Annotated in this window: 13 protein-coding genes and 1 pseudogene; 8 read left to right on the forward strand and 6 right to left on the reverse strand. The window is 69.9% G+C overall.

What is annotated here, in order from left to right; translation table 11 throughout:
- Window positions 1-177: 177 nt before the first annotated feature.
- Window positions 178-663, forward strand: coding sequence for a hypothetical protein (locus tag AB0K05_RS12020; protein WP_364228739.1), 486 nt, complete (start codon window positions 178-180; stop codon window positions 661-663).
- Between the two features lie 8 nt (window positions 664-671).
- Here the strand turns inward: AB0K05_RS12020 and AB0K05_RS12025 are convergent, their stop codons facing one another.
- The 3 genes from AB0K05_RS12025 to AB0K05_RS12035 form a co-directional block, all read right to left on the reverse strand.
- Window positions 672-1,109: an NUDIX hydrolase gene (locus AB0K05_RS12025; protein WP_364228741.1), complete on the reverse strand. Its 438-nt coding sequence runs from the start codon at window positions 1,107-1,109 to the stop codon at window positions 672-674.
- Window positions 1,106-2,308, reverse strand: a complete 1,203-nt coding sequence (locus tag AB0K05_RS12030) for an MFS transporter (protein ID WP_364228743.1) — start codon at window positions 2,306-2,308, stop codon at window positions 1,106-1,108. Before AB0K05_RS12030 ends, AB0K05_RS12025 begins: the two co-directional genes overlap by 4 nt.
- Window positions 2,309-2,399: 91 nt before the next feature.
- Complete coding sequence (locus tag AB0K05_RS12035) at window positions 2,400-3,329, reverse strand: winged helix-turn-helix domain-containing protein (protein ID WP_364228745.1); 930 nt, start codon at window positions 3,327-3,329, stop codon at window positions 2,400-2,402.
- 264 nt (window positions 3,330-3,593) lie between these two features.
- Between AB0K05_RS12035 and AB0K05_RS12040 the strand changes: the two genes are divergently transcribed.
- From AB0K05_RS12040 to AB0K05_RS12050, 3 genes are all read left to right on the forward strand, one after another.
- Window positions 3,594-4,559 (forward strand): endonuclease/exonuclease/phosphatase family protein, encoded by a 966-nt coding sequence (locus tag AB0K05_RS12040; protein WP_364228747.1) that lies wholly within the window; start codon window positions 3,594-3,596, stop codon window positions 4,557-4,559.
- Between the two features lie 155 nt (window positions 4,560-4,714).
- Window positions 4,715-5,170 (forward strand): hypothetical protein, encoded by a 456-nt coding sequence (locus tag AB0K05_RS12045; RefSeq protein ID WP_364228749.1) that lies wholly within the window; start codon window positions 4,715-4,717, stop codon window positions 5,168-5,170.
- Window positions 5,171-5,567: 397 nt separating this feature from the next.
- Window positions 5,568-6,413, forward strand: coding sequence for a winged helix-turn-helix domain-containing protein (locus tag AB0K05_RS12050; protein WP_271275009.1), 846 nt, complete (start codon window positions 5,568-5,570; stop codon window positions 6,411-6,413).
- Here the strand turns inward: AB0K05_RS12050 and AB0K05_RS12055 are convergent, their stop codons facing one another.
- Together AB0K05_RS12055 and AB0K05_RS12060 are read right to left on the reverse strand one after the other, a co-directional pair.
- Entirely contained in the window at window positions 6,414-7,043 is a 630-nt protein-coding gene (locus tag AB0K05_RS12055) for a hypothetical protein (RefSeq protein ID WP_271275008.1), read from the reverse strand.
- Window positions 7,044-7,054: 11 nt separating this feature from the next.
- The gene (locus AB0K05_RS12060; protein ID WP_364228752.1) at window positions 7,055-9,208 is read right to left on the reverse strand and encodes a glycoside hydrolase domain-containing protein; all 2,154 of its coding nucleotides are present in this window, start codon (window positions 9,206-9,208) and stop codon (window positions 7,055-7,057) included.
- 199 nt (window positions 9,209-9,407) lie between these two features.
- Here AB0K05_RS12060 and AB0K05_RS12065 point away from each other — a divergent pair, with 199 nt between their 5' ends.
- From AB0K05_RS12065 to AB0K05_RS12080, 4 genes and pseudogenes are all read left to right on the forward strand, one after another.
- A complete protein-coding gene (locus AB0K05_RS12065; protein WP_364228754.1) occupies window positions 9,408-9,917 on the forward strand; it encodes a hypothetical protein in 510 nt (169 codons plus the stop codon).
- 98 nt (window positions 9,918-10,015) lie between these two features.
- Window positions 10,016-10,918, forward strand: a complete 903-nt coding sequence (locus AB0K05_RS12070) for a polysaccharide deacetylase (RefSeq protein ID WP_148033165.1) — start codon at window positions 10,016-10,018, stop codon at window positions 10,916-10,918.
- 210 nt (window positions 10,919-11,128) lie between these two features.
- Window positions 11,129-11,785: pseudogene (locus tag AB0K05_RS12075) on the forward strand (MFS transporter); the annotation flags it as partial.
- A gap of 76 nt (window positions 11,786-11,861) precedes the next feature.
- Window positions 11,862-12,071: a hypothetical protein gene (locus AB0K05_RS12080; protein WP_271275002.1), complete on the forward strand. Its 210-nt coding sequence runs from the start codon at window positions 11,862-11,864 to the stop codon at window positions 12,069-12,071.
- Between the two features lie 7 nt (window positions 12,072-12,078).
- On the opposite strand, the gene AB0K05_RS12085 is transcribed toward AB0K05_RS12080, so the two are convergent.
- Window positions 12,079-13,017, reverse strand: coding sequence for an acyl-CoA desaturase (locus AB0K05_RS12085; protein WP_271275001.1), 939 nt, complete (start codon window positions 13,015-13,017; stop codon window positions 12,079-12,081).
- Between the last annotated feature and the right edge of the window lie 118 nt (window positions 13,018-13,135).

Genomic DNA, 13,135 nt, shown 5'->3' on the forward strand with positions numbered 1-13,135 from the left:
CTCCCGGAGGGGTACGCATGGCAGCCTGCTACCGGATGTCCGGTCGGGCTGCCTACGCGTCGAGGGTGCACTCAGCGGATGCTTCACCTTCGGTCCGGTCCACGGTCCGTCGAGACAGCAGTGTCACCTCTGCCTGCTTGAATCGCGTGATCGCCCACGGACGAAGGGATAGGCGTCATGGCGGAGCTCATCAAGCACGTGGTGGTGGATATCAGAAGCGCTTGGAATGGCCCCATGGTGGTCGACCCCACCGTCCTCGCCGGCGAGGATCATGCTCCTTGGGATGAGGAGTGGTCGCCGTCCGGGTTAGATGGCTGGGCGCGAGTGGGACGCAATGCGGTGGTCTTCGACAAGCACACGGACATAGACGCTTGCATCCGGCTCGAACTATGGACTGACGAACCTTCCATGACGCAACCGATGTGGAATCGCATGTGGGCCGGCGAGATCTACCTTCGGTCGGGGCAGCTCCAGATCCACGATTTTTATGAGGCATGGTCAAGGGGGGACGTGTTCGACCTGGGGCAGCGAGACGCTACCTGGGCCGTACGGATCCAGCACAGGAGACTGGAAAACGATCAGGAGCCGGACTTTCCGCGCGACATTTACCAGGTGGATATCTTCAAGCTGCAGTTCTGGATGCTTGAGTCCCTTCTCACCTGACTGCGGCGTCACAGCCCGATGTTGGCCTTGTCGCCCATGTACGACCCCGCCCCCGGCCATCCGGCCTGGGCCAACTCGACGAACCGGGAGCCGAACCCGAGCCCCGGCAGCTCGGCCAGGGGCACGAAACGCACGCCCCGGATTCGGTTGGTGTCGACGCCCTCGGTGACGACCCCCAGGGTGCCGCCCACACGGGTGACCTCGAACGTCATGTGGATGACGTGGAGGCCGCCGCCCGGAAAGTTGTCGCACACGTACAGCAGCCGGCCCACCTCCACGTCCAGCCCGGTCTCCTCGCGCATCTCCCGTACCAGCGCGTCGGCGAGCGGTTCGCCTGCCTCGACCCGCCCGCCGGGCAGTGTCCAGGAACGGGTGTCGGTGTCCTGATCCAGCAGGAGGATCCGGTCGTCCTCGATGAGGATGCCGGTGACTCGTACGATGATCATCTCGATGCCCGCCTGCCGACCAGCAGCAGCAATCCGACGGCGGCCAGGATGCCGACGGCGATGGCCGGGACGAGTGCCCCGAAGCCCAGTCCGGTCGCCACCAGGCCGAACAGCGGCGGGCCGAGCAGTGATCCGAGGCTGCCCGCCTGGGCGACCACGCCGTTGCCGACGTCCGCGTGGTCGAGGCGCTCCAGCACCAGCGGCAGGGCGGCGAAGCCCAGGGCGCCCAGGAAGCCGTTCTCGATGGAGACGATCGCCGCGCCCGCCAGCGCGGCTGACGCCGAGCCGTGGTCGCCGAACAGGAGCCAGGCGGCCGGGAGGGTGAGCAACCCGGTCAGGGCCAGGACGCCGACCGGGATGCCCCGGCGGAGCAGCACTCCCACGGCCAGCCCGCCGATCGCGCTGAGCACGGAGATCACCGAGGTCAGGGCACCCGCGGCGGCGGCCGAGTAGCCCTGCTGCTCGATGAGGAGCGTGGGCAGGAGGACGATCACCGGGAGGGTCACCAGGATGGCCAGGCAGAAGGCCGCGGCGAGCACCAGCGGCCACCACAGCGCCCCGGCCCGGGGGCGCGGGCCGGCCGCCTGCCGTCCGGGGCCCCGCGGCAGGCGCGCCCAGAGGACCAGCGCCATCGCCAGCGTCAGGCCGGCGACCAGCGCGATCCAGCCGCGCCAGCCCAGAGCGGAAGCCAGCGCGCCACCCGCGAGCGTGCTCGCCCCGAGTCCCACCGGGACGAACGTGGCCCAGATCGACAGGGCGGTGCCCCGGTCGCGTCCGGTGGCCAGGCGGACGACCAGGGCAGGGCAGGTGATGATGATCAGGAGGTAGCCGATGCCCTCGGCGACCCGGGCGGTCAGCAACCAGCCGAAATCGGGCGCGGCCACGCTCGCCGCGCTCGCCGCCGCGGTCAGGGCGAGGCCCGCGACCAGTGACCGCTCCGCGCCGATGCGGCGTACGAGGTAGCCGGCGGGCAGACCGGCGGCGGCGCCGACGCCGACGACGGCCGAGATCACCCAGCCCAGCTGCGACAGCGACAGCCCGAGCTCGGCCGCCACCTCCGGCCCGACCGGGGAGAACTTGCCGAAGCTCATCGCCGCGACGACCCCGCCGAGGTAGATGACGGCGATCGTCAGCCACGGGGTGCGTCGTGCGGACTCCCCGGCCGGCTCGGACGTGTCCGGCATCGAGGGAGAGTCCATCGGGCTCCTTGTGTGTCGTCGCGGGCACGTCCAGGCTCGATCATGGCTCTGTCGGGTGCCCGGTTCAACCCTTTTGCCGCCACCCGGATCTTCACCGCGCGGACGGCTGGGCACCGCCGGTGGTGCCTTCCAGGAGCGCCGTGCCCAGGGGAGTGAGCGTGTGCAGGACCGCGGTGCCGTCGCGGCGGGTGTCGATCAGTCCCGCCTCTCGCAGCACCGTCGCGTGCCGGCTGGCCGCCGTGGGTGAGATCCGCAGCATGCGGGCGAGCTGCGTGGTCGTGGCGCTGTGGTCGAGCGCGTGCAGCACGGCCGAGCGGTTCGCGCCCATCAGCGCGTCGAGGTCGGCGCGGCGCTCGGCTGCCGGACGCCACCGGTGCCGTTGCTCGATCGGGTAGATCAGCACGGGTGGCAGCTCGGGGTCGGCCAGCGTCATGGGCGTCCGCTGGCAGAAGTACGACGGCACCAGCCGCAGGCCGCGCCCGCCGAGCACCAGGTCCCGGTCGACGACGTACTCGGTCTCCAGGACGGGCGGCGTCCAGCTCATGAGCGGCGCGAACCCGGCGAACAGCCCCTCGACCCCTCCCCGGAGCAGGCCGCGGGCCCGGCAGGCGCGGTCGGCGGCGATGGCGGAGCCGGAGAGTTCCCTGAAGGGGGCGACGGCCGCCTCGTAGTAGTCGCGCAGCGCGGCTCCCATCTCCTGGAGCATGGGCCCGTTGCCCTGGGCGATGGGGCGTACCCACCCGGGCAGGGGCCGGTGGCGGGCGAGCAGGCGCAGCTCGGCGGCCAGTCGCCGGGCGGGGGTGCGGAGCAGCGCGGCCAGGCCGCTGTCCAGTCCGAGAAGTCCTTCGTACGGGGTGAGGAAGTCGGGGAAGTAGGGCCCGGCCGGAACCAGCACGTCGAGCAGGCGGGCTCCGCGCCGCATCCGGGAGGATCGGGCCGGGTCGGCGTGCAGCTCCTCGAACCAGGGCCGGAAGGCCGGCGATCGCACCCGGTCACGGAAGCGGAACCGCGTGAGGATCATTTCCCACAGGGGGTCGGGTTCGTCGGCGAGAGTGACGCGCGTCAGGTCTTCAGCAGTGAAATGGATCCGCAGAGTCCCCATTCCGTCCCCGGTGTTTGACAGCGCCTGTCATCCGGCACGACACCATGGTGAGAATCTCCAGTCAAGCAGGTTTGAGGCTTTTGTCGTTTTTGCGGTAGAGCGCAAAGGCTCTTTCGACCCTCATCCTCCGGGGTCACGATGGAGGGCGTCCTGATCCGTTGATCATCGATGGAGGAAGCGCCCGTGAAGATCGCCCGTCGTCTGTTGACCGCCGTGTCCGCGCTCGCCCTCGTCATGACCTCGCCCGGCTTCGCCGGCCCCGCTCACGCCGAGCCCGTCCAGGTCAAGCCCCTGTCCGTACGGAGCGTCGCGCCGATGGGCGCCGAGGCCGCGGCGCTGACGGCGAAGGCCCGCGGGGGCCAGGCCAGGTCGGCGCTCGCGGCCCGCCCGGACCGGCCCGCCAGGACGCAGGCCGCGCGGTCGTTCTACGAGCTCCAGCTCAACCTGTGCAACAGCGGCAAGGCCGGATGCTACGCCGGCGGCCAGTCGATCTACGAGGGCGGCGACCTGATCTACTACCTCGCCCCCGACCTCGTGACGCTGAACGAGATCTGCTCCGTCGACCTGCCCAACTACCTCCAGCCGTCGCTCGCCGAGGCCTGGCCGAACGACTGGACCTACTCCGTCTTCTACCCGGCGCTCGACAAGCCGACGGGCAACCCGATCACCTGCACGAACGGCGGCACCTACGGCAACGCCGTCCTCGGCCGGGTCCCCGCCGCCCTGTGGCAGGGGGCCAACGGCTGGGTCGGCGAGTACACGACCCAGGACAGCGGCAACGAGGTGCGCACCTTCGCCTGCGCCTACGCGGTGGGCGACCACCTGTCCTGCGCCACCCACCTGAGCGCGAACAGCGAGCCGATCGCGCTGACCCAGTGCCAGGCCCTGATGTTCAGCGCCGTGCCCTACATCAGGTCGCAGGAGGGCCTCTCCGGCAAGACGGTCGTCGGCGGTGACTTCAACCTGGAGTACGACACCTCCGACCCGGAGAACGCGCAGAACTGCGTACCCAGCGGCAACACCCGCAAGGGCGACGGAGACGTGCAGCACGTCATCTTCAGCAACGACTTCACCTTCGTCAGCCGAAGCCTGTACGGGCTGACCTACACCGACCACGACGGCATGCTGATCCGCCTGACCAAGCCGTGACCCCGTTCGGCGTCTGACGGCGGATCCCAGGTATGTCCTCGGAATGTCCGGCTGCTGACCTGTCTGTGATCGGAGCGAAAACGCTATTTTTCTCGCGACGGCCGTTTGTTCATCGCAGGGAAATTCAGCGGGAAATCACAAGGCAGGAGAGGAAAATGAGGAAAACGACCTGGGCTGCCGCGATCGCCCTGACGGCCGGTCTTCTGGCTGGTGGGGCGCCCTCGGCGGCGACGGCGGCCTCGCCGACGGACAACGGGGTTCACAACACCAGCACGATCGCCGTCGGCGCCGTCCAGACCTGGATAACGAACGCCTGTGTTTATCGGCAGGGTTGTTACGACGCCCTGATTCCGGCCGGGCGGTATTCGGGGTGGCGGTACACGGCCGCCGTCTACTTCGGGGACAACTACTGCCTGAGGGTCCGCGCCTGGCAAGCGGGAGGTGGTCTGGGGCCCGTGACGATCACCGGCGAGGGCCCCGCGTACTTCGTGTTCAACAGCGTCCACCCCGGCTTCGACGTGCGGGCGGTGCCGATCAACCACGCCGACTGCCACAGCGCGGCGGCGACCTTCAGCGGCGACGCGGGCGAAGTCGTCCAGGCCGGGCAGTGACATAACCGGGTGCGGGACCAGACGTCCGCGTCCGCTGCGAGATCATCACCGGCCGTGGCCGGGTGGCGATGATGACCGCCGCCCGGCCAGGTGCTGGTGATTCCGCGCGTCCACGTCGCCGGGACGCGGCGTTGATCAGGAAGGCACTCGCGTGACGCGCGATTGATCGGCGGGGATATACCCCCCGCCCCCTTGGGAAAAGCCCCGCGTAGGATGGTGCCCGCGCACGCCATCGCATCTCTACGGGGGGTTCCCGATGGGGACTTTGCGTATTCATTTTACGGCGGATGATTTAGTGCGGACCACGCTCGCCGCCGCTCCCGATCCCTTGTGGGAGGTGGTGCTGAGCCACTTCCGGCTGAGGGAGCGAAGCCTTCGCCCGGTTTATCGTTCCTGGATGGGGGACCTCCGGGCCGACCCGGAGCGGATGGCGCGCGTCAAGACGGGCGCCCGCCTGCTGGACGTGCTCGCGCCGCTGGGCCCGTACTGGCCCGACTTCCTCACACCGCACGAGTCGAAGAGCGGTCTCGCCGGCGGCCTGGACGCGATCATGTCCACGCCGCGTGCCCGATTACGTGAGGAGTTCGAGCGGCTGGCGCAGCATCGGCGCCTGCCCGGCTGGGTCGCCAGCCTGGCCGACGGTGACGTGGAGACGCTGACCCGGGTGAGCGCCGCCATCCGTTCCTACCACGACGCGGCCATCGCCCCGAGCCACCAGCTCATCCACCTGGCGGTCGCCGCCGACCGCGCCCAACGGGCCCGCGACATGCTGGAACACGGCACCGAAGGACTGCTGGCCGGGATGGGCACGCTCATGCGGTGGCGCCCCCCGGTGCTCGAGGTGGCGTACGACATCGACGCCGTGCTCCACCTGGGCGGGCGCGGGCTGAGGCTGGTGCCGTCGTACTTCTGCCAGCGCACCTCCGTCACGCTGGCCGATCCGGAGCTCCCACCCGTCCTCATCTACCCGATCGACCACCAGCACCACTGGTCCACGGTGGTGCGGCGGGGCGTCGAGCCGTTGCTGGGCAGGACCCGCGCGGCCGCCCTGCTCGCCGTCGCCACGAGCGCCCCCACCACCGGCGAGCTCGCCCGGACCCTGCGGATCTCCCCCGCCTCGGCCAGCCGGCAGGCGACGGTGCTGCGGGAGGCCGGGCTGATTCTGACGGTACGTGACGGATCTTCCGTCCTGCACGCGATCACCCCTCTCGGGGAGGCCTTGCTCGAAGGCAGGCCGCTGTGATCAGCCTCCTTGCGTACGCTGAAGCGCCCGGGCCCTGACGCGCCGGGCGGGTGTCGCCGGATCGACCGCCGCGCCCGCCAGGGGGACGGCGGGCGCGCTCCGATCGGTGCGGAGCTCCGCGGCGACCCGTGCCAGCTTCCTGCTGCCCGGCGCCACGTCGATCTGGAAGTGCGACGCCTTCACCGGGGTCAGGTCACCTCCCCAGCGCACCGTGCCCGCGCAGTCGGCGAGGATGTCTCGTACGATCAGCTCCTGGTGAGGCCAGAGCCGCTCCGAGCCGCGCAGCGGATAGGCGGCGGGGTGGATGGCGATGGCGGTCCCCGACAGATAGGCGGACTCGAACGGGGCCTCCACGACCTGGCCGGCCCTGTAGCCGAAGACGCCTCCGCCTTCTCCGCTGTCCACGGCGGCGATCTCGTAGTGCCATCGGCGGGCGACGTGGAGCAGCACGGTCGCGACGTCCCCGGCACGCAGGGCCACGGTCGCGAGCGAGCCTTCGATCGCGTACGTCCTGATCGCGCCGTGGTCGTGGGGCCGGCCGGTGAACGACTCGCCCGCTTTCCCGGGAACGGGGACGGGTACGGCCATCACCAGGGCGCCGGCGGCGATGAAACGGCGGCGTGTGATCACGTGAACGCTCCTCATGGCGAGACGACGGAGGAAACTCCCGGGTCGCCGCCCTGGCGCCACACGTTACGGTCCAGGCCCCACCCGGGCTGGAACGCGTACTCGCGGATCTGGTTGAGCGACCAGTTGGCGGGCAACGGGTAGCCGAGGTTCCCGGAGAACCCCCACGACATCCCGGAGACGAAGGACCAGCGCGCGCCGGCCTCGGCGGACACGCGGCTGCAGACGTTGCGGGAGCCGTAGACCCCGAACTGGTAACGGCCGCCGAGTTGCTCCAGCGCCGTCCTGACCCCGCGGAAATAGGGCACGACATTGCTGGTGATCTCGGTGTCCAGCGCGTCGTAGTCGACCGCGAAATAAATGCAGGCGCCCGGTGGCAGGCCGAACGCGCGGGCCTTCTCGTCGGCTTTCCTGCCCTGGTCGTAGCCCTTGTCGTAGGTGAAGTTGGCCAGCTGGGTCCCGTTGTACTGGAAAATGGGGAACATTCTCAGCCCGGCCGCGAAGATGTTCTGCAGTTCGCCGGGCTTGAGCGCCTTCCCGAGATAATCCGGGTCGCTCGGGGGGAGGTGCTCGTCGAGATAACGGCCGACGATCCGGTAGCCGTTCTGCATGAGCAGCCGGCCGCGCTCAAGCGTGATCTCGGTGATGCAGTCGCAGCCGGTGGCTTCGCGATCGGTGTCGCCCGCGGAGATGAGGAGCTGCGCCCACGTCGTGTAGTCGTTGGTCCCGGTGACGGGAATCTGGGAAAAGCTCTGGAACGTCCGCAGCCAGCTCGTGTGCGTGGCGGTCTGCGTGTCCGTGTAGATGTCCTGGGAGGAGTACGGGACCTGCCGCCCGTTGTCGTAGGTGGGTGAGTTGAAGAAGCAGGCGGCGCGGAACAGCAGGCGGAAATCGCCGGTGAGCGTCCCCGCCCCCCTCGTCCTGAGCCCCGACTGCGTGCCCGGCCCGAAGTAGCCGTTGATGTCGTTCAGCCCGATCCCCAGCTCGTACTGAATGGCCATCATCAGGCCCTTCTGCACCTCACGGGAGTAATAGCCGTCGCACGGCACGAGATTCATCGCCGGGATCGCCCGCTGGGCCACGTAACGCTTGTTGAGGTGTTGCTGGATCGCCTGGGTGGCGGCGTCTCCGCCCGGGACGAGGCGGAACTGGTCCATGGTGAGCAGCGCCCGGGCGATGCGTGCCCACAGCGCGTTGGTGATGACGACGCCGGTCAGGCCCATGTGCCCGATGAGCGCCTGGAAGGAGTCGCGCGATCGGGTGTCCCAGATATAGGGCGGATCGGTCGCGTAGTAACCCTTGCACCACAGGGCGTAGTTGTAGATGGTGATGATGCTCGGATCCGTCTCGGTGTCCGGGCGCAGCGGGTGGTCCTGCACGGCCCGCATCGTGGCCGGGCCGAAACTCTGCACCGTCGGGGAGATGCCCAGCTCGTGCTGGAGCGCCTGCGTGAGCGAGAGCACCGTGGCCCATCCAGTGCGTCCCGTCTCCAGGACCCTGACGTAGCCCGGGGCCACGCCGTCGTACCTGGTGTTCACCCACTTCTGCGCGGCGAACACGTTCATGTCCATGAGCGTGCCCTCGTCCCATGACACCGCCGGGTCGATGGGGGAGCCGTTCGTCGCGTACGGGGTCAGATTGCCCGGGCATTCGGTGTCGTAGCCGGCCGAGTGAGGAAGGATGCGCCGACCGGCCCGCCGACTGGCCGGGGCCTCGCCGCGCAGATGGGCGATGAGGTCCCTGATGCTCCGCAGCATGGCGTCGGTCGGCTGGTCCCACGACCTCAGCAGCCCGCAGATGGAGTAGAAGGCCGTGTTGCGGCCCAGGCTGACGCCGTCGACGGTGATGTAGGCGCCGAAGTTGGCCTCGCCCCGCTCGTAGCCCCGGCCCTCGTAGACGATGCCGTGCGGGCAGACGAAGAAGTTGTACTGGATATCGGCGTAGTCGCCGGTCACGTCATGGGCGAAGACCTCGGCCACGTCTTTCTTGCAGTCTTCCTCGGAACCGGGGGAGAAGGAGCGGTTGCCCCGGTGATGAAGGAAGACGCCTCCGGTCGAGGGCTCCCAGGCTCCGGAAGAAGGCACCGGAGCGGCGAATGCCTGGGCTTTCTGCGCGTCCGTGACGTCCGTCACGTAACCGGCCCAGGTGCTGCGTGCATTGATGGTCACCGACACGAGGGCAGCGTGACCGATGCGCGCCGGGCGGGTCCAGCTCTTTCCGCGTCAACGCAAAAGCCGCGTTCAGCCGCCGATTACGACCGCGCTGCCGGCGGCGGCCAGCGGTTTTCCGGCACGACGCAAAAGCTTTGTCCGCCGGTTCGGGACCGTGCGCTAATTCCGTTGATCCCGAATCGAAGAAGGAGTGCACATGTTCAAACGCCTGGCCTTGTTCGCGGCCACCGCGGTCGTCGCGGCGACCGTCGCCGGAGTGTCGCCAGCGGCGGCGGAGAGCGCTTCCACGGCGCTCGCCTGCTCCGGCACGTCCTGCAACGGGAAGAACCCCAACACGGAGGGCTGCTCGGCCACGGGCACTCCGCGCGAGCTCTTCCTCCACAGCGGGAGATACACCCTGCAACTGCGGGACGGCGCCGGTTGCCGCGCGTTCTGGGGGCGTATCGTGCGCGACGACTGCGACCTCATCCAGGGGTTCGCGCATCTGCGCGTGCAGCGCCGGCAGTGGACCACCTACGGCTGGTACACCACGCACACCTACTACCGGATACAGTCGTCGGTCCCCTGCAACGGCGGTGTCGGATACACGTCCATGGTGGGCAACGCGAACGATGACAACTTCCGTGCCTGCCACTCCGGCTACATCACGGCTTCCGCTCCGTCCACCATCCCCGAGAGCGCGTGGACCTGCACGAGCTGGTACTGAGACGTCGCCGCGGGTGCGGTCCGGCCGCCGGACCGCACCGTGCAGTAGTTCACCTGTTCATGACCGGTACACGGCGATGCTCCGGGTACGTGCGTGGCATGAAAGCCATCAACGTGTGTTTCGGCGTAGACGTGGACGCGGTCGCCGGCTGGATCGGCTCGTACGGGGGGCAGGAGTCCCCGAACGACATCCAGCGGGGTGTCTTCGCGGCCGAGGTGGGGACGCCGCGGCTGCTGCGGTTGTTCGCCCGGGAAGGCATCAGGACGAGCTGGTTCGTACCGGGGCATTCGGCGGAGTCGTTCCCGAGGCAGACGCACATGATCGTCGAAGCCGGGCATGACGTCGGCGCGCACGGCTACATGCACGAGAACCCGGTCGCGATGTCCGCCCAGCAGGAGGAGGACGTGCTGGCGCGCAGCGTCGAGCTGCTCGACAAGGAGTTCGGCGTCCGGCCGAGCGGGTACGTCGCGCCGTGGTGGGAGATGTCGGCGCGCACCATCGACCTGCTGCTCAAGTACGGGTTCAGCTACGACCATTCGCAGTCGTACCGGGACTTCCAGCCCTTCTACGCCCGCCGGGGCGAGGAGTGGACGCGGATCGACTACGACAAGGACGCCTCGACCTGGATGAAGCCGCTGGTCCACGGCGAGGAGGTGGATCTGGTCGAGTTCTCCGCGAACTGGTATCTGGACGACCTGCCGCCCATGATGTTCATCAAGAACTCGCCGAACAGCCACGGCTTCGTGAACCCGCGCGATCTCGAACAGCAGTGGCGCGACCAGTTCGACTGGGTCTACCGGGAGCTCGACTACGCGGTCTTCCCCATCACACTCCACCCGGACGTGAGCGGCCGGCCGCAGGTGCTGCTGATGCTGGAACGGCTGATCCACCACATGCGCGGTCACAAGGGCGTGAAGTTCATGTCGTTCGCCGAGGCGGAGAAGGACTTCCGGGCCCGCTACCCGTTCAAGGAGCGGGCGCGGCCGGCCGACGTCCACTGAGCCGGGGCCATACTGGCAGGCATGAGCTGGACCCCTGAGCCGCCGGTGAACGCCCTCCGCGACGGCTCCACCCACGGCTGAGCCGGGATGAGCCCATCGCCCGCGCGTCTGCGCGCCCGCATCGACGACGCCCCGATGTCCCGATCGCAGTGGTCGGCGATCGTCGTGTGCGTCCTGCTGAACGTCGTCGACGGGTTCGACGTGCTCGTCATGTCGTGCACCGCCGCGGCGGTCTCCGCCGAGTGGCGGCTGTCGGGGACCGAGCTGGGCCTGCTGCTGAGCGCCGGGCTGGTCGGGATGGCGCTGGGGTCGCTGTTCCTCGCGCCGGTCGCCGACCGGACGGGGCGGCGGCCGCTGATCCTCGCCTGCCTGGCGGTGTCGTCGTCCGGGATGCTGCTGTCGGCCCTGGCCGGGAGCGCCGTCCAGCTCGGGCTGCTGCGGCTGGTCACCGGGGTCGGCATCGGCGGCGTCATCGCCGGCAGCAACGTCATCGCCGCCGAGTACGCCAACCGGCGCTGGCGCGGCCTGGCCGTCAGCCTGAACACCGCCGGTTACGCCGTCGGCGGCACGGCGGGCGGTGTCATCGCCGTGGTGCTGCAGAACGCGTCGGGGTGGCGGTCGGTGTTCGCCTTCGGCGGGGTCGCCACCGCGCTGCTCGTCGCCGCCGTGCTCCGGAGGCTGCCCGAGTCGCTCGACTTCCTGCTCACGCGGCGCTCGCCCGGCGCCCTCGACAGGCTCAACGCGCTGCTGGCCGCGATGCGGCAGCCGCCGCTGCGGTCGATGCCCGAGCCGGACGCGCCCACCGGGCGAGCGCCCGGGCTGCGGCAGCCTCTGTCGCCCGCGCGGCGTCGTAACACACTGCTCACCTGGGCCGGCTTCTTCACGGGCATGTCCGGGTTCTACTTCGTGGCGAGCTGGACGCCCCTCGATCTACCCGCCGGAGATGCGGGCCACCGGCGTCGGCTGGGGCATCGGCGTCGGTCGCGTCGGCGCGATCCTGTCGCCTTTGGTCGCCGGCCGGCTGCTGGACGCCGGGTGGGGGCCGGGCGGGCTCTACCTGCTGGCCGCGGCGGTGCTCGCCGCCGGCGGACTGGCCGTGGGCGCCTTCCGCCTGGACGCGGGCTCGCCCGTACCCGTGAAGACGGAGGCGTGACCGCGGCTCAGGGCAGGCGGTCGGTGCGGTGGGCGGAGAGGCGGGCGGGGTCGGGCCAGCGCACGCCGTGCGCCCAGCCCGCCCGCTCGAACCAGCGGATCAGCCGCGCGCTGGGGTCGAGCTGGCCCTTGAGCACGCCGTGGCGGGCGCAGGCGGGCTCCGCGTGGTGCCAGTTGTGCCAGCCTTCGCCGAACGTCAGCAGCGCCACCCACCACACGTTGGACGACCGGTCGCGGGTGCGGAACGGGCGGTCGCCGAAGGTGTGGGCGACCGAGTTGACCGACCAGGTGACGTGGTGGACGACCGCGTAACGGACGAGCCCGCCCCAGAAGAAGGCGGTCCAGGCGCCCGCCCACGACATCGACCACAGCCCTCCGGCGGCGGCGGGCAGCGCGAACGAGAGGGCCACGACGGCCGGGTAGGCGGCGTCGAAGCGCCGCACGTCCGGGTCGGACAGCAGGTCGGGCACCCAGTGGCGGGTGCTGGAGCGGCGCCGGGCGGTGTAGAACCAGCCGACGTGCGCGTGCAGCATGCCGCGCAGCAGGCCCAGGCCGCTCTCGCCGTAGCGCCACGGGGAGTGCGGGTCGCCCTCGCGGTCGGCGTACTTGTGGTGCCTGCGGTGCTCGGCCGCCCACAGCGTGACCGGCCCTTCGACGGCCATGCCGCCCGCCAGCATGAGCGCGACCCTGAGCGCCCGGTTGCAGCGGAAGGCGCGGTGGGTGAACAGCCGGTGGTAGCCGACGGCGATGCCGAAGATGCTCACCGCGTACATCACGGCGGCGATGACCAGGTCGCGCGGGCCGATGCCCCAGCCCCAGGCGGCCGGCACCGCGAGCCCGAGGAGCAGCACGGGCAGCACGACCAGGACGACCAGATAGGCGGTGCGGCGGCCCGTGGTGACCGCCACCGTCTCCGCCGCGCTCCGGCGTGGAATGGCTGACGTCAAGCTTCCTCCCTGTGGTGACCCCGGCTCCCCATTCAACGGCGGGGGTCCTGGAGTGCGGCTATGACCTGACAGTGACGACTCGATTACTATAAGGAGGCAGAACAATGCGCTCCGTAGC

The sequence above is a fragment of the Nonomuraea sp. NPDC049486 genome (genome assembly GCF_040676925.1).
In the GTDB taxonomy this organism is placed as follows: Bacteria; Actinomycetota; Actinomycetes; order Streptosporangiales; family Streptosporangiaceae; genus Nonomuraea; species Nonomuraea ferruginea.

Excerpts from the sequence above, each read along its gene's own strand:
- AB0K05_RS12020 (WP_364228739.1), top strand. The coding sequence starts at position 178 with ATGGCGGAGCTCATCAAGCACGTGGTGGTGGATATCAGAAGCGCTTGG.
- AB0K05_RS12025 (WP_364228741.1), bottom strand. The coding sequence starts at position 1,109 with ATGATCATCGTACGAGTCACCGGCATCCTCATCGAGGACGACCGGATC.
- AB0K05_RS12030 (WP_364228743.1), bottom strand. The coding sequence starts at position 2,308 with ATGGACTCTCCCTCGATGCCGGACACGTCCGAGCCGGCCGGGGAGTCC.
- AB0K05_RS12035 (WP_364228745.1), bottom strand. The coding sequence starts at position 3,329 with ATGATCCTCACGCGGTTCCGCTTCCGTGACCGGGTGCGATCGCCGGCC.
- AB0K05_RS12045 (WP_364228749.1), top strand. The coding sequence starts at position 4,715 with ATGAGGAAAACGACCTGGGCTGCCGCGATCGCCCTGACGGCCGGTCTT.
- AB0K05_RS12050 (WP_271275009.1), top strand. The coding sequence starts at position 5,568 with ATGGGGGACCTCCGGGCCGACCCGGAGCGGATGGCGCGCGTCAAGACG.
- AB0K05_RS12065 (WP_364228754.1), top strand. The coding sequence starts at position 9,408 with ATGTTCAAACGCCTGGCCTTGTTCGCGGCCACCGCGGTCGTCGCGGCG.
- AB0K05_RS12070 (WP_148033165.1), top strand. The coding sequence starts at position 10,016 with ATGAAAGCCATCAACGTGTGTTTCGGCGTAGACGTGGACGCGGTCGCC.
- AB0K05_RS12080 (WP_271275002.1), top strand. The coding sequence starts at position 11,862 with ATGCGGGCCACCGGCGTCGGCTGGGGCATCGGCGTCGGTCGCGTCGGC.